Source organism: Streptomyces sp. NPDC007983, from assembly GCF_042958345.1.
Classification (GTDB): Bacteria; Actinomycetota; Actinomycetes; order Streptomycetales; family Streptomycetaceae; genus Streptomyces.
This window is the reverse complement of the sequence record NZ_JBIBJI010000006.1, coordinates 100,354-120,435: the sequence shown is the minus strand read 5'-3', so window position 1 is coordinate 120,435 and position 20,082 is coordinate 100,354. Positions and strand designations below refer to the sequence as shown.

Annotated in this window: 15 protein-coding genes and 1 pseudogene; 5 read left to right on the top strand and 11 right to left on the bottom strand. The window is 68.8% G+C overall.

Translation table 11 applies throughout. The annotated features are described in order from the left end of the window. Positions 1–4: 4 nt before the first annotated feature. Positions 5–3,046, top strand: coding sequence for an FAD-linked oxidase C-terminal domain-containing protein (locus ACFZCY_RS20310; protein ID WP_391175922.1), 3,042 nt, complete (start codon positions 5–7; stop codon positions 3,044–3,046). 76 nt (positions 3,047–3,122) lie between these two features. Here the strand turns inward: ACFZCY_RS20310 and ACFZCY_RS20305 are convergent, their stop codons facing one another. The 7 genes from ACFZCY_RS20305 to ACFZCY_RS20275 form a co-directional block, all read right to left on the bottom strand. After that, positions 3,123–4,439 carry a lanthionine synthetase LanC family protein gene (locus tag ACFZCY_RS20305; RefSeq protein WP_391174735.1) on the bottom strand — a complete coding sequence of 439 codons (1,317 nt, stop codon included), beginning with the start codon at positions 4,437–4,439 and terminating at the stop codon, positions 3,123–3,125. 83 nt (positions 4,440–4,522) lie between these two features. Next, positions 4,523–7,465: a thiopeptide-type bacteriocin biosynthesis protein gene (locus tag ACFZCY_RS20300; RefSeq protein WP_391175918.1), complete on the bottom strand. Its 2,943-nt coding sequence runs from the start codon at positions 7,463–7,465 to the stop codon at positions 4,523–4,525. Positions 7,466–7,762: 297 nt separating this feature from the next. Beyond that, positions 7,763–7,903 (bottom strand): FDLD family class I lanthipeptide, encoded by a 141-nt coding sequence (locus ACFZCY_RS20295; protein ID WP_358626763.1) that lies wholly within the window; start codon positions 7,901–7,903, stop codon positions 7,763–7,765. A 229-nt stretch (positions 7,904–8,132) separates the two neighbouring features. Continuing rightward, positions 8,133–8,348 carry a hypothetical protein gene (locus tag ACFZCY_RS20290; RefSeq protein WP_391174731.1) on the bottom strand — a complete coding sequence of 72 codons (216 nt, stop codon included), beginning with the start codon at positions 8,346–8,348 and terminating at the stop codon, positions 8,133–8,135. 62 nt (positions 8,349–8,410) lie between these two features. Continuing rightward, positions 8,411–8,977, bottom strand: coding sequence for a nitroreductase family protein (locus tag ACFZCY_RS20285; RefSeq protein ID WP_391174729.1), 567 nt, complete (start codon positions 8,975–8,977; stop codon positions 8,411–8,413). Between the two features lie 60 nt (positions 8,978–9,037). Continuing rightward, positions 9,038–9,910 (bottom strand): EamA family transporter, encoded by an 873-nt coding sequence (locus ACFZCY_RS20280; RefSeq protein ID WP_391174726.1) that lies wholly within the window; start codon positions 9,908–9,910, stop codon positions 9,038–9,040. Positions 9,911–9,989: 79 nt separating this feature from the next. After that, a complete protein-coding gene (locus ACFZCY_RS20275) occupies positions 9,990–10,757 on the bottom strand; it encodes an iron-containing redox enzyme family protein (RefSeq protein ID WP_391174723.1) in 768 nt (255 codons plus the stop codon). 114 nt (positions 10,758–10,871) lie between these two features. On the opposite strand from ACFZCY_RS20275, the gene ACFZCY_RS20270 reads away from it, so the two are divergent. Continuing rightward, a complete protein-coding gene (locus ACFZCY_RS20270) occupies positions 10,872–11,447 on the top strand; it encodes a CGNR zinc finger domain-containing protein (RefSeq protein WP_391174720.1) in 576 nt (191 codons plus the stop codon). A 289-nt stretch (positions 11,448–11,736) separates the two neighbouring features. Here the strand turns inward: ACFZCY_RS20270 and ACFZCY_RS20265 are convergent, their stop codons facing one another. From ACFZCY_RS20265 to ACFZCY_RS20250, 4 genes and pseudogenes are all read right to left on the bottom strand, one after another. Next, positions 11,737–12,651: an alpha/beta hydrolase family protein gene (locus tag ACFZCY_RS20265; protein ID WP_391174717.1), complete on the bottom strand. Its 915-nt coding sequence runs from the start codon at positions 12,649–12,651 to the stop codon at positions 11,737–11,739. Positions 12,652–12,815: 164 nt separating this feature from the next. Continuing rightward, positions 12,816–14,180, bottom strand: coding sequence for a family 43 glycosylhydrolase (locus ACFZCY_RS20260; RefSeq protein ID WP_391174715.1), 1,365 nt, complete (start codon positions 14,178–14,180; stop codon positions 12,816–12,818). A 183-nt stretch (positions 14,181–14,363) separates the two neighbouring features. Continuing rightward, positions 14,364–15,329: pseudogene (locus ACFZCY_RS20255) on the bottom strand (arabinofuranosidase catalytic domain-containing protein); the annotation flags it as partial. A 401-nt stretch (positions 15,330–15,730) separates the two neighbouring features. Next, positions 15,731–16,477, bottom strand: coding sequence for an FCD domain-containing protein (locus ACFZCY_RS20250; protein ID WP_391175915.1), 747 nt, complete (start codon positions 16,475–16,477; stop codon positions 15,731–15,733). Between the two features lie 347 nt (positions 16,478–16,824). On the opposite strand from ACFZCY_RS20250, the gene ACFZCY_RS20245 reads away from it, so the two are divergent. From ACFZCY_RS20245 to ACFZCY_RS20235, 3 genes are read left to right on the top strand one after another with little or no spacing between them, the layout of a single operon-like run. After that, entirely contained in the window at positions 16,825–18,186 is a 1,362-nt protein-coding gene (locus ACFZCY_RS20245; RefSeq protein ID WP_391174712.1) for an extracellular solute-binding protein, read from the top strand. A 38-nt stretch (positions 18,187–18,224) separates the two neighbouring features. Beyond that, positions 18,225–19,100: an ABC transporter permease subunit gene (locus tag ACFZCY_RS20240; protein WP_391175912.1), complete on the top strand. Its 876-nt coding sequence runs from the start codon at positions 18,225–18,227 to the stop codon at positions 19,098–19,100. 37 nt (positions 19,101–19,137) lie between these two features. After that, complete coding sequence (locus ACFZCY_RS20235; RefSeq protein WP_391174708.1) at positions 19,138–20,031, top strand: ABC transporter permease subunit; 894 nt, start codon at positions 19,138–19,140, stop codon at positions 20,029–20,031. Positions 20,032–20,082 lie beyond the last annotated feature (51 nt).

Genomic DNA, 20,082 nt, shown 5'->3' with positions numbered 1-20,082 from the left:
TCAGGTGAGCGGACTGGAGCAGGCACTGCGCGATGAGGTGGACGCCGAGGTCCGGTTCGACGCGGGCAGCCGGGGCGCGTACGCCACCGACGGGTCCAACTACCGTCAGGTGCCCATAGGCGTCGTCGTCCCCCGCAGCGTGGAGGACGGCGCGCGGGCGGTGGGCGTGTGCGCCCGCTTCGGCGCGCCCGTCCTGTCGCGGGGCGGGGGCACCAGCCTCGCCGGGCAGACCACGAACACCGCCGTGGTCATCGACTGGAGCAAGTACTGCGACGCCCTGATCTCGGTCGACCCCGACGCACGCACCTGTGTGGTGGAACCCGGGCTCGTCCTGGACGAGCTGAACCGCCAACTGGCCGACCACCACCTGCAGTTCGGCCCCAAGCCGGCCACGCACAGCCACTGCGCCCTGGGCGGCATGATCGGCAACAACTCGTGCGGGGCCTCGGCCCAGGCCTACGGCAAGACCGTGGACAACGTGCGCCGCCTGGAGATCCTCACCTACGACGGCGTCCGCATGTGGGTCGGGCCCACGTCCCAGGCCGAACGGGCGCGGATCGCGGCGGAGGGCGGCCGCCGGGCCGAGATCTACGACGGGCTGGACCGCATCGCCACCGAATACCTCGCGGACATCCGCCGCGGCTACCCGAAGATCCCGCGCCGCGTCTCCGGCTACAACCTGGACTCGCTGCTGCCGGAGAACGGGTTCGACCTGGCCCGCGCCCTGGTGGGCAGCGAGGGCACGCTGGTCACGGTGCTGCGCGCGGAGGTGGACCTGGTGCCCGTACCGCCGTACCAGTCGCTGCTGGTGCTCGGCTACGACGACATCTGCGCCGCCGCCGACGATGTGCCCCGACTCCTGGAACGCTGCGCGCCCAGCGCGCTGGAGGCCCTGGACGGGCGGATGGCCCAGCTGATGCGCGAGGAGCACGCGTACCTCGAATCGCTCAACTCCCTTCCCGGCGGGGAGAGTTGGCTGCTGGTGCAGTTCAGCGGGGACAGCGAACGGGACGTCGACGAGCAGGCGTACGCGCTGCTGCACGCGGTGGGGCGGGACGAGAAGGACACCACCGTGGCCTTCTCCGACAACCCCCAGCGCGAGGAGCGCATGCTCAGGGCCCGGGAGGCGGGCCTCGGCGTGACCGCGCGCCCGCCGGACGACCGGGAGACATGGGAGGGCTGGGAGGACTCCGCCGTCCCGCCCGAGCGCCTGGGCGACTACCTCCGCGATCTGAAGGAGCTGTTCGGGGAGTTCGGCTACGACCACCCCTCGCTGTACGGGCACTTCGGGCAGGGCTGTGTGCACACCCGTATCCCGTTCGGGCTGAAGACCGCCGACGGCGTGACCGACTTCCGCCGCTTCCTGGAACGCGCCGCCGACCTGGTGACCTCCTACGGCGGCTCCCTCTCCGGCGAACACGGGGACGGGCAGGCCCGGGGCGAGCTGCTGACCCGCATGTTCGGCGAACGCCTGGTGACCGCGTTCGGCGAGGTCAAGGCGCTGTTCGACCCGGACAACCGGATGAACCCCGGCAAGGTCGCCGACCCGAACCCGGTCGACGGCCAGCTGCGGCTGGGCCCGGGGTGGCGGCCGTCCACCCCCGCCACCGAATTCGGCTACCCCGACGACGAACACTCCTTCACCCGCGCCGTCATGCGCTGCGTCGGCATCGGCAACTGCCGTGGCCACCACGGCGGTGTGATGTGCCCGTCGTACCGGGCCACCCAGGAGGAGGAACACTCCACGCGCGGCCGGGCGCGGCTGCTGTTCGAAATGCTCGACGGCCACCCGGACTCCGCCATCACCGACGGCTGGCGCTCCACAGAGGTCCGCGACGCCCTCGACCTGTGCCTGGCGTGCAAGGGCTGCAAGTCGGACTGCCCGACCGGTGTCGACATGGCGACATACAAGGCCGAGTTCCTCGCCCACCACTACGCGGGCCGCCCGCGCCCCGCCGCGCACTACTCCATGGGCTGGCTCCCGCTGTGGGCCCGGCTGTCCCGTATCGCGCCGCCCCTGGTCGACGCGGCGACCCAGGCGCCGGGCCTGGCCCGCCTCGGCAAACGGCTGGCCGGAGTGGACGGCGCCCGCCCGGCGCCCCTGTTCGCCCGGCAGTCCTTCCTCCAGTGGTGGCGCGCCCGCCCCGCCGGCCCCGACGGAGAGCCGGACCCGGCCGACCCGCGCACCGTGGTGCTCTGGCCGGACACCTTCAGCACCTACTTCCACCCCTCGGTCGCCACCTCGGCCGTGCGCGTACTGGAAGACGCGGGCTTCCGCGTCGCCGTACCGACCGCCCCGGTCTGCTGCGGCCTGACCTGGATCTCCACCGGCCAGCTGGCCACCGCGAAGAAGGTGCTGCGCCGCACCCTCCGGACCCTGCGGCCCTACATCGAAGCGGGCACCCCCGTCATCGGTCTCGAACCCTCCTGCACCGCCGTGTTCCGCGCCGACGCCCCCGAACTGATGCCCGCCGACCAGGACATGCGGCGGCTGACCGCCCAGTTCCGCACCTTCGCCGAACACCTCGTCCACCACGCCCCCGACGGCTGGCAGCCGCCCGCCCTCACCCGGCAGGCCGTCGTCCAGACCCACTGCCACCAGCACGCCGTCATGAAGGACGACCCGGACCGCGAGCTCATGCGCCGCGCCCATCTCGTCACCGACGTCCTCGACGAGGGCTGCTGCGGCCTCGCCGGAAACTTCGGCTTCGAACGCGGCCACCACGAGATCTCCATGGCCATCGCCGAACAGGGCGTCCTGCCCGCCGTCCGCGCCGCCGCGCCCGGCAGCCTGCTCCTCGCGGACGGCTTCAGCTGCCGCACCCAGATCGAGCAGGGCGGCACCGGCCGCCGGGCCCTCCACCTGGCCGAAGCCCTGGCCCTGGCCCTGGACCGCCCCCTCCCCACCGACCACCCCGAACGCCTGGCCGAACGCCCCACCCCGCCCTCCCCCACGGCCCGCTGGGCCACCACGGCCGCCACCGCCGCCACCGCCGCGGCCCTCACCGCGACCGTCGTACGGCGCCTCGGCTCAAGGCGTTCCTGACAGCGGCCCGCGCATCCTCGCCCAGCACGGAGTGCACGCCCCTGCCCCGAACGCACCAGCGGCTCGGCGAGCCCGGTCACACCATGAGAAGTGCCGTGTCCCACGTGCTGGAGCCCGTGGGCCTCCCGCGGCGGGCATCAGCGTAGGAGAGCAACGTCAGGGCCACACCAGCCGCGCCTTGAAGAAGCCCGGGCTCGTCAACCGCATGGGCGTCGGCGGCTGGAGACAGCGGATATCGATAGCCGAACGCGGTGGTGGGGTCGAAGCCCCGGGCGAGTTCCGCGGACAGGCGGTCGGCCCCTTGCCACAATTCCGGATGCCCCGTGTCCGCCGCCATCCGCACCGCCGTCAGCAGGACACCGGCCCGGCCGTGGCAGAACGTGGCATCCGGCATCGCGGTACTTCCGTGGGGCCGTTGGAAGACGGACCGCATCGCGTCGACGCTCACCTCGGTCAGCTCGGGGTCGCCGAGCGCCCGCCCGGCCAGATGCAGCGTCCGCGCCACACCAGCGGCCCCGTAGCACCAGTCCGATCTCGGCGTGACCGATACCGCTGGGCTCGGGGACCGGCCGGTCTCGTCCTCGAATGCGACGCGGCCGGGCCAGTACGTGCCCTGCTCTCCGGCAACGCGTTTCCGCATCACCCAGTCGGCCATGGTGCGCATGGCGTCCACCATGTGCGGGACGTCGTGTCCGGCCTGGTGTGCCAGCGCCAGTAGCGACAGGGGTCCGCAGACGCCGTGCGCGATGCCGAGGTTGAACTCCCCGAGCGGATAGGCGGCTCGGTCGGCTTCCGATATCCAGTCCAGTCCCGGGTCCGTCCACCAACCCGGTACCCGCTCCCCGTGGACCTGTACCGGGCGCGCCACGTCCACCAGGAGGCCGAGCACGTCCCGCAAGGCGTCCGCGGACTCCGCGTGCCCCAGGTCGGCGCCGGCCATGAGGCCGCGTCCGCCGCGAGCGAGCCCGCCGACGAGGTCGTACTCCCCATACGCCAGTCCCGGTCCCTTTTCGCGCAGCCGTCGGCCGATCCGGTCACAAGAGGCACGCATGGCGGACGCGTGCGCCGTCGCGGCACGGTCCAGTAAATTGCTGTATCCGCCGTGCGCTTGGGCGTGCAGGGATGCGGAGAGAAGCACATCGCCGACGGTGTCCGCCGTGACGGACGGGAGGGCCGCCGAGAGATGAGCGTGCACCGTCTTTCCCCAGCCGGCGTCGTCCAGGGCGAGGCGGCTGTAGAGCATGGCGATACCGGTGTGCCCAAGCAGCAACTGTGCGGGATTCCATGGGGGGAACAGGACGTCGGAGGGGATCCGGGCGCGTGCTTGCCGGGTGAGCCGGTCGACCTCTTGGGGCACACGCAGCCGCTCGGCCACAGCGTGAGAGGCACCCACCGCCTCGTCGTGCGCGCCGCCTGTGGGCCCTCCGGGCAGAGGGCTTCCGCGGTCCCCCGCGGGAACGGAAGCGGGCGAGTCGATCACCGGCCGTGCCGCATTCTGTCGAGCCGCAGAGCGAGGGATTCGCGGGCTGTCGCATAGACCAGCGTTTCCCTTTCCCGGTCGACGCCGAGTAACCGGTTGCAGTGCATGTGGGCCAAACTCATCCCTATGTCTCCTCCTTGTGTTTTCCGCAGGAGGTCACGGAAATCGAGGAGAGCCGCGCGGCGTTGTTGCCAGCGCTCGCCGACCACGGACGTCCGCGCTCTGCCGTGCTCGTCCAGCAGCGTGCTCAGCGACTGCTTCTCCGGTCTTCCTACGCGACCACGCAGGGCCATGATCGGCGCGCCGCCGAGTTGATGGAGCACCTCGGAGGTCGTACCGCAGAGGTGCGTCAGGATGTCCAGGACACCCAGGGCCGCCTGCGACACATCGGGAAGGTCCGCCAACGGGCCTCCCCCGGGCGCGAGTTGATGCAGCACAGTCAGGCTGTCGGCGTGGAAGACCCGCTCGGCACGGACGATGGCTTCCGCTCCGCCATAGCGATGGACCTCGGGCTCGTACGTGTCGAGGGTCAGCCGGGACAGGAGTCCGGCGTCGCCCAGCTCCGCCGCCCAGGAACGCAGCTCGGGCAACAGCTCCCCCCACAGCGCCTTCGGCTTGCCGTGGAACCGAAGGCGCAGATGAGGCTCGGGGTCGGCGTAGCGAATGAAGAACCAGGTGTCGGTGAGAGGGTCCGAGGTGCCGGCCATCAGTTGGGGGAGGTGGCGGGTGAGCACTGCGAGCTGATGACGTTCGGGGACATAGAGCTTCGCGTACAACCATTCGCCGCCGGGCAAGTGGCGGGACACGCCATGCGGTGCCGGGGCACCTGCCGGTGCCGTCTCGCGTCGCACCTGTGGGTCGCGGCCGCGGGGATCCTTCTTGGCCTGGTGCCCCCTCCTCAGCACGGGAAAGACGAATTCACAGGCGTGCGATCCGCCCTGGCCGCGGAACCAGTCGTTGCCGGGAGCGCCTCCGAAGCGCTCGATGACGACCAGGCCGGATCCGCTGCGCAGTTCGCCACGGAGGACAAGAAGGTGGAGTGGGTCGTCGAGGTCCACAGCGATGCGGATGTCCCCCTTGCCCAGAAGGACGTGCCGGGGGACGCCCCACTGCTCCCGCCACCGGTCCACGTGAGCTGCCCACTGGGACGCGTCGCACGCGGATGACGCGGCGGACAGCTCCTCGTCCGGCGCCCAGTGCGCGGGGCAGAGTATCGACCGGCCGTACCTCACACGGGGCAGCGCGGGCGCCGTCGACCACCTGCCCCAGCTCCAGCCTCCGAGCGATCGCTCTTCCTGCCGGCCCAGTTCGATCAGGAAACGGGCCACGTTCGGCACATGGCCGCTCTGCGGATTGATCATGGAGTACGTCACCGGGCGCACCCGCTGCCCGGTCGCCGTCCACACGAGTTCCAGGCGGTCGAGGGTGGCCCGGACTCCGAGCCGCTCCAGGCTCACGTCCTGTGCGGCGGGTGTCACGGCGGGGCCCACTCCGAGGGGGATCCTGTGCGGCAGCCACTGCGGAACGGTGGTCACGTTCGCCGAGCGAACCACCGAGGGCCGGAAGGCGACCATCGCGGCCGGCTCCCCGGTGTCGTCCATGGCCTCGGCGCTGTCGACCAGTTCCCGTACGCGGGCCTCCGCGGGCGCGCCGAGTACGGACATGAAACGCCCGAAGGCCGCCCCGGCCATGGAGGAGACAGGACTCAGCCCCAGTACGAGACGGAAGTCGCCCGCGCACAACTCCTCCCAGCTCGCGGCCACCACTTCAGCACCGATGTCCGCGGATCGCGGAACCCGGCCGCGGCCATCGGCGGAGAGCCGTCGCACGGCCGCGTCATCGAGGACGATCTCCTGTGTGCCGCGGCGCATGGCGTCGCAGAGCAGCTCGCCGAGCAGCCGGTCCCGCCTGGTCGCGGCGCCCGCGCCGGGCGCGGTGGTGCCACCCTCCTCGGCTCGTGGCAGGCCAAGACCACGCACCTCATCGAGGAGCTCCAGTACGGGGACGGTCCTGTCGGTTCCGTACCGTTCAAGGAAGCGTCCGTGGTAGGCACGCATGCGCTCGTCACCGGGATGCTCGGGCGCGAGCCTCCACAGCGCGTCCGCGACACCGGCCACCTCTTCCCCTACTTCCGGGGGGAGGGTGACGCGGGCGTCGAAGAGCAGATCGCACTGAAGGGGGTGTTCGACCGAGGCGAGCGCCCGCATCCGGGCTCTGGCGGCGAGCAAGGCGGTATGGCGGGCTCCTGGCTCCCCGGCATCGAGCGCGTCCAGCGCCTCCTGGACCCCGCGCAGTTCCCCGACGATGGGGTGGTCGAGTCCGTCGAGCCGGTCCAGGAGATATCCGAGGGGGTCGCCGCAGTCAGGCGGAGGCGCGAGATCGGTGAGGAGGAAATGGCTGCCCACGAGTTGCTCGAGACAACGCTCGACCGCTTCCTCGGTGGCCTGCGGGAACTGATCACGTACCGTCTTCAGCACATGCGGCCAGGCCGCGGGCTCCCCTGCCGCCCTCAGGACCGCACGGACCACAGACGTGTAGCGGACCGAGGGGGCGAACTCCTGCCCGGAACCGCTGTGGAAGTCGACGAGTACGAGCCTCCCGTCGCGCACCGTGTGCAGATTGTTGGCCAGGAGGCGAGTGCGCCTCAGTACGGGCCGCACCGTGAGGATGGACGTCAGGACCTCGTGCAGCCATTCGGCGTCCGGCCGGCTCACACCCCGGTGTTCACGGCCGATGCTCAACCGCGGACGCCGCCCGAGATCCGCGAGGGCGACACCGGCGAACATGCCGAAGGGCGTGGGGCGCTGCGTCATCCGCAGGTGGTATTTGGTGAGCGAGACAGTGACGCGCCGCAGCACCTTGCGCCGAACCGGTTGCCCTTCAACCACGCGGAGAACGTCAGCCGCCAGGCTGGGGCTCGCGAGGTGGACCGCGGTCATGAATTCGGGAATCGACGCCAGTTCCGCCACGCGTTCCCGCATTCCCACTTCGTCGTCCGGACCGGCCGGCCGTGGCGAAGAGGCTCCTTCGGATTCACCCGCCGAATACTCCGCACTGCCTGGCGGCGACGGCAAGGCGGCAGCACGCAGCAAAACCGGCCCAGAACATTCGAATGACGGACTTTCGCCCTCTTGCGAGGCCACAGCCCTCCCCATCCCTTCTGTGCCGCACCGGCTGCCACGGTTGATGGACATCCCGGTGTCGGGCGGGGCTCAGCACCCCGCCCGACACGCTATTCACTCACCGTCGAAACAGAACCCGCCACAGCTGACCCAGCAGAAGGTGATGCTGGTGGCGCGCGAGGTCTGGACCGCTCCCTCCAGCGCTTCGACGTTCAGATCAAGGTCGAATTCCTCTTCGATCACAACGGTGGGCATTCCCAACCTCCAGAATGAGATCCGCCGGCTCGGTCAGTAATTGACGCGGCGACACCTCGAGCCAATCAGCGGTGCAAAGAATCGAGGCATTGCGCTTCATTGGCCGGATATCAAAACCCTACGAGAGAGGGCTCCATATCGTCAACCATTTCCACGTTCCGTTGGCTAGATTCAACGAGCCATGCCGAAATGCGACATCGAATCTGCCCAGACTCGAAATGGGCAGCGGTCAGCCCCGGCCCATGGGTCGGTGACCGAGGCCGGCACCCGTGGGGACGGTCTTCAGCAGATCGCCGCCCAAGAGGAGAACCACACATCCACAGGCCGACTGGCAGTACTCGATGTCGCCTTCGGAGGTCTCGTGCTGGGACAGCAGGACCCACTCCGCGCTGCCCGAGACCGGCGACCAGCAGGCGGGGCAGCGATCGATACCGGTGTCATCCATACAGCCACGCTGACGCAATGGCCTAAGACGCTTCAACCATTACATCGCGGGGATGACGCGCGTCAGATCGCGGCCCGCCGCGGCGGAGACAGACGGCTGAGCCGGCTGGACACATCGCACAACGAGCGGCGGCGTGACCCGGAGGTGCGGGCCGTCGCCGTGCCGATGTACAGCCAGCCCAGAAGCTCCTCCTCGTCCCGCAGGCCCAGCAACTGCCGTACCCGCGGCGAGCGTATGGCGGCCCCGGTCCGCCAGATGCTGCCGAAGCCCCTCGAGTGCAGCAGCAGAATCAGCGAGTGGGTCATGGCGCTGGTCGCCGCGAGCTGCTCCCATTCGGGAACTCGGTGCCCTTGGGCCGGGGTGAACACCAGCGATGCCAGCAGCGGGGCACGCTGGGGCTTGGCCACCGCCTGGGAGCGGCGTTCCGCGGGGGCTTCTTCGGCGAAGCAGGCTCCGAGCTCGTCGCGGTCATCGCCTCGGATGAGTATCCAACGCCACGGACGGAGCAGGCCGTGGTCCGGGGCTGTCGCGGCCACCTTCAGCAGGTAGGCGAATTCCTCGTCGGTGGGGGCCGGATCGTCCAGGTGGTGCTCACTACGACGCGTCAGCATCGCCGTGGTGACGTCCATAAGACTCAGTCCCTCTCGGTTGGGTGGACCCTGGTCCATCACCGGCCTACCGCGGAGACGTCATGCCTTGGGCGTGGCGGATCTCGACTCGGTGGACCCCGTCGGCGCGCGGTCGGCCTTGCCGGCCTTGCCCCCGGAGGAGCTGACCGACCACGCACTGGCGACGATGACCAGTGCGATGGCGGCGCATTGACGCACCGTGATGTGCTCGCCGAGCAGAACGAAACCCACGCCCGCGCCGACGGCAGGGCTCATCGCCAGCAGAATGCCGAACGCCCGCACGTCGATGCGCCGCAGCGCCGTCATGTCCAGGGAGTAGGGGATCAATGAGGAGAGGAGGGCCACGAGCAGGCCGATGAGCAGAAGATGCGGATGCCGTGCGATCGCGGCCCCGTGCGTGACGGCCGCGACCGGGGTCAGCAAGCAGGAGCCGACAGCCAGCGCGACGGCCAGTCCGCTCCAATCGTCGAAGAGGAGCCCTACTCGACGGTTGAGAACGACATAGGCCGCGCGGCACGTGGCGGCCAGAGCCCCCAGCAGCAGGCCGGTTACGGGGAGAGCGGCTCCGGGAGAGGCGAGCAGCAAGACACCCGCCAGAGCCATCAGGGCGCCCGCCAGGTCCCGCCAGTGCCGTGACATGGCGATGGCCAGCACCACAGGGCCCAAGAGCTCTATGGTCGAGGCGACGCCGATCGGCAAATACCGGATCGCCTGGAAATAGGCGACGTTCATGATCGCGAATACCACCCCCAGTGCGATGGCGGCCCGCCATTGGCGGCTCGCCATCGCACGCAGGCGGGGGCGGACGAGCGCCCACACGATGACGGAGGAGAAGAGCAGCCGCATACCGGCCAGGGCCGTGGCTCCCGCCTCGTCGTAGGCGCTTTTGGCGACCGCCGATCCGATCTGCAGGCTGCTGATCTGTGCCAGCACCAGCAGCGGAGGAATCATACGGTCGCGATGTGCCTGTCCCGCTTTCAAGGCAGCTCCGTGCTCCCCGTTACCCGTTCGGTCAGGCTGCTGCAGCCCGCCGAGTCATCTCCGACGCGACACCGCGCCAGTAGTCGGCGGTGAGGTCCACGAAGCGCGTGAAGCCCTCGGTCACCACCGCCAGGTCGTCCTCGTTCCGGCACACCGCGGCCGCGGAGATCACGGCCTGGATCTTGTGGTCCTTCTCGGCTTCCCCGATGTGCACGTAGAAGTACTCACAGGCCTCGTGGAAGTCGTCGTCCGTCTCATAGACGCTCTTGTAGTTGCGCACCCCCTCGTACAGGCGCGTGAGCATCGAGTAGGCGAGGTGCTCCTGCGCCAGCAGGGCACCCTGCACCGTGCGCTGGTCATCGGATTCGAACAGCGCGCGCTGTCCGGAGCTGAACGCCTGCGTGGTGGGCAGTGCCGGCGCGTTCCGCACCTCCTCGGCGGACACCGGTGCCCCCTTGAGCCGGCTCAGCAGGTCACTGAGGAAGGCCTCCAGCAGTACGAGGTGGGCCTTCGACGGGTCGCCGTTGCCGTACTCGGAGTAGAGGTTCTTCACGCACTCGACGCGTGCGTCCAGGTCGCTGGTGTTGAGCACCGACAGGGCGACCATGACGCTGGTGTTGACCGTGCGCGCCAGATACTGCTCGGCGAACACGCTGACTTCGGGGTACGTCAGCGGCCCGCCCATCCAGCGGGAGTAGAACGCGTTGTTCAGTGCTTCGCTCGAGTGAACCGAGGCAGCCAGTTTCTCCACGGACTGCTCGATGAACTGACCGGTGTGTTCCTGCGCGAGAACGGACATGTGCTGTGTTGACACCTACTTCGGTCGGTGGTCTCCGGCACGTGCCGAACCGACGCCCATCACTCGTCGAGTAATGGCTCGTCGGCCCGCAAACGAGGGTGCTTTACTTCCGCTATGCAATTCAACCCTTACGGCGGTGAGGCAGCGCGACTCGCCGCGGATCTCGTCAACAGCACTGCTCTCTGGACCCCCCACGAACTGGAGCAGATCCTGGCCGCACACGGCGTCGTGAACCGGGCACTGACGCCGCCGCAGACGGTGGAGATATGGGAGTGGAGCCGGCGGCTGGCCCGCTGCTTCGGTGATCAATCGCTGGACGAACGATGCGAGAGGATCAACGCACTCCTGGCGGAAGTCGCCAGCACACCGCACATCTCGCTCCACGACGGCACGCCGCACATGCACTACAGCGCCCCGGGTTCCGATCCAGCCGCCCACATCAAGGCAGTCACCGCGACCGGCCTGTCGTACGTCGTCTGCTCGGCTTCTCCCACGCGACTCGGCCGATGCGCGCGAAGCGTCTGCGAACTCGCTTTCGTGGACACCTCACGCAATGGGCGCCGAGCTTACTGCTCGGTCAGGTGCGCCAACAACGACGCGGTAGCCCGCCATCGGGCCGGCAGACCCAACGGCAGAAGCGAAACCCGACCACGTTCACGACGTCTCCGCGTGCGCGCATTGGACACATAGGCGTTCCGAAACTTTTCGAAATTCCGCCCGAGAAGCATAAAAGGCGCTGACCGAACCAGCGGACGCCTCTGGTCAGTACCTGCACACGAAGAAGCGGGCTGTGGACGTCGAGTCCCAGCCCGCTTCATTCGCGATGGTGTCCGAGGGGGTATTCGGACCGATACCCCACGGCTCACGCCCCTCACGACGGTGCTGACGTCGGCGTAGCCGCGGTTCCAAACCGCCGGGGGCGGGCTGCCTTGCCGCTACGGCTGTGGCAGCGGGCAGGGCGAGTCGTCGTTCATCGCTGTCACAGGGCCGTGACCCAGGAAGTTCCGTTGCTGGTGGCGTCGCCCCGGAGGCGGTCACGAGCGGCGTTGTCGCCGTACAGGCCCCAGCGGAACCAGTCCAGGAAGGTGTTCTCCGTCTGGGCGTAGTACGGGTATTGCGGAGTCAGGAACGAACCGTGGTCGGCACCGTTCTGCGTGAGGAAGGCCTTCGGCGCGGGGAGTTCGTTGTACGCCTGCCGCGCCGAGTTGATGTTGCAGGTCCCGTCGTTGCTGCCGTGGATGAACAGCACCTTGGCGTGGAGGCCGGCGGGGTTGCCCATGTCCACGCAGGCGACCGGGACGGCGGCGACGATGCGGTTGTCCGGCCAGGCGGTGAGCAGGCCGTGGGTGGTCATCCCGCCCATCGAGTGGCCGGAGACGCCGACACCGGCCCTGGTGTCGATGTGCCCGGCGAACGGGCTGCCCGACGCGCTGTTCAGCGCCAGTGTCCGGGTGAGGACCTCGGAGACGTCCTTCGACCAGTTGCCGTTGTAGACGCTGCCGATGTTGGTGTTGTCGGAGAACGAGGGAGCGGGACAGATGAAGCCGGCGGCGGCCAAGTCGTGGGTCTGCGAGGAGTAGCAGTCGGAGTTGCACCCCATGCCGTGGCTCCACTCGGCGATGGGGAAGACGCCGCCTGCGATGGGGGCGTCCGGGATGGGGTTGCCGCCCGGGTTGCCGGTGGCGGCCGGGTAGAAGATCTTGGTGAGGAGCTGGCGCCCGCCGCGGGACCAGTTGTACTGCCGTACCCCGATGGCGAACTTCTGGGTGGGCGCCTGCCGAGGAGAGGCCGTCCGGGGTGTCGGGGTGGCGGCGACCGCTGTGCCGCCGAGCGCGGATAAGCCCACGCCGGCCGCTGCGGCCGTGCCGAGGAAGGTACGCCGTCGCATCGACATCGATGACTCCTGGTTGCGGATAGTGGGGGTGATGTGGTTGCCAAGCTCAGTCGCCTGAGCCTGTGAGCGATCACTTGCGGTGGTACGGGCCGGGCTCCGGCCCGAGCACGGATGCCGCTCCTGTCGGTCCCGTAGCGGGTGGGGAAGCACCTTGGAGCGCGGCGCTACTTCGAAGCTGTGGCGGCGGAGGCGGCGGTGAACTGCCACCAGTTCATGTTGAGCAGATAGCCACTGCCGCCGGTGAACCTCAGATACAGGTCCTGGGTGCCCGTCGCGCCGCTGACCGGACAGGACACCGTCGTCCAGGTCTGCCACCCACCGGTGTTCGGCACACTGCACCGGCCCGCCACGGTCCCGCTGGGGCCGCCCAGGCGCAGTTCGACGGCGCTGCCGTCGACCGTCGAGGCCACGCGTGCCGTGAAGGACGACGCACCCGCACCGAACCCGACGCCCTTGACCTTGATGGAGTCGCCGTTGTCGATGTATCCGACGTTCATTCCTCCCTCGCCGGACGGCTCGGTCTCGACTCCCGACTCCCAGGCCATCGTCTCGGCTTCCTGACGTGTGTACGGATTGAGCGTGCCGACCTGAGGCGCCCCCGCGTTGGTCATGTTGATCGTCGGGATCGTGCCGTCGGACTTGTAGGAGAACTTCTCCACGGCGACCGAGCGCGTGTAGCCGCTCCCGCCCGGGAGGGCGCCGTTGTGGTAGAAGAAGTAGGAACCTCCCTTGAAGTCGGTGATCCCCGGGTGATTGGTGAAGCTGCCACCCTGTGTGGGCATGACCGTGCCCCTGTAGGTCCACGGCCCGGTCGGGCCGGGGGCGGTCGAATAGGCGATGAACTCCGAGCAGCACTTGGCCGCGAAGACGATGTAGTACAGGCCGCCCCGCTTGTAGACCCAGGGCCCTTCTTCGAACAGGGTGGGCCGGTTGGCGTCTCCCGTACGGGTACCGAAGCCCGCGGTGGTGAGCGGGATCTTGGTGGGGCTGCCCGAGTAGGAGGTCATGTCCGCGTTCAGCTTGACGTACCACAGGTCCGGGTTGCCCCAGTACAGGTATGCCTGGCCGTCGTCGTCGATGAAGACCGTCGGGTCGAACTGGCCGTTCTCCACCAGCGGATGGCCGAGGGCGTCCCGGAACGGTCCGGTGGGGCTGTCGGCCACCGCCACGCCGATGGCCATCCGCCCGGTCGCCCGGTCCGTCATCGGCACGTACCAGTAGAACTTGCCGTTGCGGTAGACGGCCTGTCCCGCCCAGGCGTTGGAGGATGCCCAGCTGAAGGAGGACAGGTCGAGCGGGGAGCCGTGATCGGTCCAGTTGACCATGTCGTCGGAGGACCACACCCGCCATTCCTTCATGGTGTAGTTGGTGGAGTTGTCCTCGTCGTGCCCGGTGTAGAGGTACACCCGGCCGTTGTGGACCAGCGGCGCGGGGTCGGCGGTGTAGATGGTCTGCACGATCGGGTTGTCCGCCCTTGCCGCGGTGGGCTGGACGGCGGCGGGGGCGGCGAAAGCGAGCACGAGGCCCACTATCCAGGCGACTGCTCGTCTGAGTCTCCTGCCGGCCGAAAGCGGTAACGCCGGCGAAAGCGGTCGGGCATGGGTCATGGTCGGCTCCAAAGGCACTGGCTGACGCAGAGGGTTGACAGCCGAGAGGGTCCCCGCCGCGATCAGGACGAGGGCGGCGGCCGGCCTCGAGTCGGAACGGGCGGGTCAGCGGTAGCCGGCGGCGACCACGTTGGCCTGGACGGCGTTCTCCGTCTGGTCGGACGGATAGCCCGCGACCATGGCGCCCTCGTAGAAGGTGCCGGCGCTGAGGTTGGCGCCGCCGCCGGGCTTGCAGCAGTCGCCCCCGCTGCCCAGGACGATGGCGCCCTGCTTCTTCATGGGGCTGTAGCCGCCCGGCAGGGCGCCGTCCCACAGGGTGGTCAGGCTGCCGGACTGGGCATCGCTGCCCTTGATGGCGAAGCGGGAGGTGCCGTTGTTCTTCAGGGTGGCGGTGACGAACTTGCTGGTGAAGGCCCGCTGTTTGGGATTCCAGGACTGGCTTCCACCCGGGTACAGGCCCCATTCGAGGTCCGCCTGGACCCACGGGCCGCGGCCGGAGCATCCGCCGAACCAGCACGAAGTGCTGAAGTTGATGGCATCCATGGCGCCGGCAGCATCCGCCTTCCGCGTGGTCTCGCTGTTGCCGTAGTCGAAGCAACAGCCGTTGTTCACGTGCGCGCCACTCGTCACCATGTACATGCCCTCGGGGCTGCTGCCGGTGGGGATGCCGGTGGCGTGGCCGTCGCGCCAGTAGCTGTTGCCGGGGTTGATGTACAGGGAGTAGGCCTTGCTGCCGCCGGCGGTCAGGGACTCGGAAGTCGCCTTCGCGGGGCTGCTCTGGCTCGAGCCGGGGACCTGCCTGGATCCCTGATACCACAGGTCGTTTCCGCGACCGGACTGGTCATAGACGACGGTTATCACGCAGGTGGTGCCGGAACAGAACGAGTCCTGGGCCGCGGCGTTGGCGACGCCGCCGGCACCGAGGACGCCGATGTCCCGGGTGGCGCTGTCCGACGAACGCCTGACCTGGTACAGGTTGCCCCCGTAGGACCCGTAGAGCGCGCGGACCGTGCTGTGCGCGGCCACACACGGGGTTCCGCCCGAGGCGTAGATGTCGCACGGCGCGGTGCCGGCCGCCGACGCCGGCATCGGCCAGGTGGACACGGTCGCCAGCACCGCGATCGACATCAGCGCCGAGCGTGCGGCAACAGCCACGGGCGAATGCCGCCTGCGGGGCCGTGGCTCCGACGGAAATGCTGACGAAGGCTGCATGACTCTCCTCCCGGAGGGACGTGTCGACGATGGTGCGGTGAGCGGCCACGTCGTGGACGTCGATCTGAGCATGCGCATGACAAATTCAGCTCTGAAGTCTGCGCACGCGGCCTACGGAGCCCACAAGCAGCATGATTTTCGATATGCCGAACATTGGTCGTACTCTCGGTAGGCCAGGATCGTAGAGGGGCCCTGAGGTTTGTCAACCCTTTCGGTGACGAGAGGGATACCGACCCGCCGGCCGCGACCGGGAGGGGATGTCAGCCGAAGACCCGGCGCTGGATCTCACGCCGGTAGTCCTCGAGCGTGTTGTCGAGATGAGCCGTGGCGGCCCGAGCCGCCGCCTCCGGATCGCCGTCCCTGATGGCCCGGCAGATCGAGGCGTGTTCCTCCACGGCTTCCGCGGCATGGCCGCCGACCGTGCCGTGCAGTCCGATCGTGCTGGATTGACGCTGCAACCGGCGCGCCTCGCGTACCGCCGCGACGAGGAACGGATTGTGTGAGGCGGTGGCGATGCCGATGTGGAAGTCGTCGTCACCGCGGTCGAACAACGTCCACTGCCTCGTCATGTGCCCCTCCCGGCACATCTCCGCCGCGGTCTCGATGGCGCGCAACTCGGCGGGGGTCGCCCGGGTGGCGGCCAACCGGCTCGCCGCGGCTTCCTGTACTCGCCGGAATTCGAAGAGCTGGTAGACGTGCTCCAGGTCGGTCGGCAGGAAGAAGCTTCCCCAGCGCGAGGAGCCCAGTAGACCCTCGTCGTCCGTCACGTAGAGGCCGCGCCCCTTGTGCGCGCGCACCCGCCCGATCGCAGAGAGGATCTTCACCGCCTCCCGCACTACCGTGCGGCTCGTGCCCAGACGTGAGGCCAGCTCGTTCTCCGTCGGCATCCGGTCACCCGGCTGCAACTGCGACTCGGCGATGAGCTCGAGGATCTGCTCGGCCACGAGCTCGTACCCGGGGCGGTAGGCGCCCGTCGACTCGGCACGGCGCCGCTGCGAAGGCGTCATGTGGCCGGTCGCCGGTACAGGCTGTCCGTCCAACCGCTTTCCTCCTTCAACGGGGGGCCACACGCCCGGTGCTCGGCTGCGCCCTGTGCTTGAAGAGCATATACCTGGCCATATTTGAAAAATGTGTCCGACTTATTCTCGGAGACGTGCGGAGCAATTTATCCATAAATGAGGCAGTAAAGCTCCATCATGAAGTTGTCGGCGCCGAAAAGTTTGGAAAATAGGCTCCCCCATCCCGTTGACGGCGCCCATGCGGGCGGTTCTTATGTGTGACCAAGTCGGCGTTCCGTCCGCCTGACAGGCCACGTTCTTCCGCCAGCTGACACGAACACTGAGTGGAGTCGCTCATGACAGCGAAGGTCCGCGCGGTCGGCGCCAGGAGATCAGGAAGGGGCCGCACGCCCAAAGGGCTTCTGGCCGCGGCCGGCGCGCTCGGCCTGATGGCCGTGGCCGGCTGTGGCGGTGGCCCGACCGGCGCCCAGGACGGCTTCCGGCCGGTGAAACAGACCGACGGCGCGTTAACGGTGTGGGTCGACTCCTCGCGCCTGGCGGCCGCCAAGCTGTACCAGAAGAGGCACCCCTCGGTGAAGATGGACATCGCCACCTACGACGGGGACGCCAACGGCTCCAACTACCTGCGCACCAAGGTGAGCCTGTTCAACCGCACCGGGCACGGCTGGCCGGACGTGGCCTTCAGCTCGCAGAACAACGAGACGTCCTGGGCCGTGCAAGCGGGCTTCACCGCCCCGTTGAACAAGGGGTTGATCCCCCACTCCACCCTCGCAAACTGGGCGAAGGGGGCGAACGATCCGTGCACCGCCGGCAGAACGCTCTACTGCCTGCGCAACGACCTGGCGCAGACCGTGCTCTGGTACAACGCGGTCCTGATGAAGAAGTGGGGCTATCAGGTCCCCACGACATGGGAGCAGTACGAGGCACTGGGCCGGAAGGTCGCCACCGAACACCCCGGCTACCTGGTGGGCTCCGCGGGTGACGCCTTCACCCCGGAGATCTACCTGCGGGCGGGCAAGTGCGGGGCCAACCGCATCACCGGTCGACAAGCGGTCACGGTCGACGCCACCGGCCCGCGCTGCGAGCGGATGGCCTCGCTCCTGGACACTCTGGTCAAGAACAAGGCCCTCTCCCTGAGCAGCGTGTTCAGCTCGGACTTCGGCAAGAACGCCGCCGACAAGATCCTCATGATGCCCGGCCCGTCGTGGTACGGCGGGTCGCTGTTCCGCGGAACGTTCAAGACCCCCGCCCACCAGATCGCCGTCGCGCCGATGCCCCAGTGGTCCGGCGACTCCCGGCCGTCGGTCGGCAACGTCGGGGGAGGCACCTGGCTGCTCTCCGCGCACAGCGCGCACCTCAAGGCCGCGACCGCCTTCCTCATCTGGGTGGCCACCTCGGACGACTACCAGGGCACGACCGCCCCCGGTTATCCCGCGTACGCTCCCGCCGCCAGGACCTGGCTGGCCCGCCAGGCGTCTTCCGGCTACTACGCGGGCGACATCACCCGGCCCGTTCGGACCGCGGCGAACCAGGTGTGGCCCGGCTGGGGCTACGGGCAGTTCAGCCAGGAGGCCATCTGGGCGGCCACGGTCACTCCTGGGCTGACCGCGGGCAAGAGCATCGTCTCGATGCTGCCGGCCTGGGAGAACGCGATCGTGAACTACGCACGCGTCGATGGGTACAAGGTGACCCGGTGAGCGGGCCGGCCAGGGAAGCCGATCGGGGCCGCGCACCGCTGGCGCGCACAGCGCTGTGGTCCGTCCGGACCGGCCACGGCTTTGTCGCCGCCTACCTGGTGCTGCTGGTCGCGTTCGGCGTGGTGCCGACCGGCTACGCGGTCTACTTCGCCTTCACCGATGCCGGCGGCACTTTCGTCGGCCTGTCGAACTTCGCGACGGCCGCGGGGGACTTCCGGTTCTTCCCCGCCGTCGAGCACGTGGCGCTGTACCTGGTCTTCTGGGTGGCGGCACTGGTCCTGTTCGTCGTAGGACTGGCGCTGTTGCTGCACCGGCTGGCGGCCCAGGGGGTGAGCAGGGCCCTGCGCTTCCTCTACTACGTCCCCGGGGCCCTCGCGGGCACGGCGAGTGTCATGGTCTGGCTGTTCCTGCTCGACCCGGCGGTCAGCCCGATCGGATTCCTGCTGCGCGCCTCCGGCTTCCAGACCTTCAGCCAGGTCATCGCGCCCTCCCACCTGCCCGTCCTGTTCACCCTGATCGCCTTCTGGACGGGCGCGGGTGGATGGATCGTCGTCATGTACGGGGCGCTCGACAACATCTCGCCGGACATCCTGGAAGCGGCGAGGATCGACGGCGCGGGCCCCTGGCAGACGGCGCGGCGGATCCAGATCCCCCTGCTGCGCAAATGGATCGTCTACATGGTGATCCTCGCCTTCGCCGGGGGCACCCAGCTGTTCCTCGAGCCCCAACTGCTCTCCCAGGCCAGCGTCGGAGTCGCCGGCCGTGACTACTCGCTCAATCAGTTGTCGTACGACTTCGCCTTCCAGAACAACAACATCAACATCGCGGCGGCCATCTCCATGGAGCTACTGGTGGCCGCGTTGGCCGTCGCGGGAGTCTTCGTCGCCCGATCGGGGTTCTTCGATGCGGACTGATACGAGGCCCACCGCTTCCGTCCCGACCCGCGCGGTGATGGCACACGAAGGTGTCGGTCGGCTCCGCACCGCCCGCCGCCGGGTCAATCCGCTACCCACCGTCGTACTCCCGCTGTTCCTGGTCTTCTTCGTGCTCCCCGCGCTGTGGCTTCTGCTGGCAGCAACGAAGACCGACAGCCAGCTGGTGCACGACGACCCCCTGTCCTTCGGCTCCTGGCACGCGTTGCGGGCGAATTGGAACGCGCTGGTGGCGCACCAGGACGCCGCCGTTTTCGGGTGGCTGCGCAACTCGGCGCTGTACTCGTTCCTCGCCCTGGTGATCACCCTGGGCGTCGCGGTCCCCGCCGGGTACGGGCTCGCCATGACGGAATTCCGCGGTCGTCACACGCTGCTGATCGCCACCCTCGTCGTGATGCTCATGCCGAACGCCACGCTGGTGGTGCCGTTGTTCCTGGAGATCAACGCGTTTCACCTGATCGGCTCGATGTGGTCGATCGTCCTGCCGTACGCGTTCTACCCGTTCGGCGTCTACCTGACCTACATCTACTTCAGCACGGCGCTGCCCCGGGAGCTGCTGGACGCCGCGCGGCTCGACGGCTGCTCGGAGCTCGACGTGTTCCGCCGGATCGCCCTTCCGCCGGCCGCCCCGGTGGTCGCCCTGGTCGGCTTCTTCAGCTTCGTCGCCAACTGGACGAACTACTACCTCCCGTACGTCATGCTGCCCGAGAGCCACCAGTTCCCGGTGCAGGTGGGCCTGGGGACGCTGCTGAACGAGGTCCCCCAGTTCAACCCGACCGTCGGCTCGCTCGCCGTCCAGCGTCCCGAACTGGCGCTGGCCACCCTGCTGGCGATCACTCCCGTGTTGGTCGTCTTCCTCTTCTCGCAACGCTTTCTGGTGGCCGGCATGCTCGCCGGCGCCACCAAGAGCTGAACCACCCGTACGCCGTACGACCGCGCGCACCGCGCCACGCCCTCTCCCGGC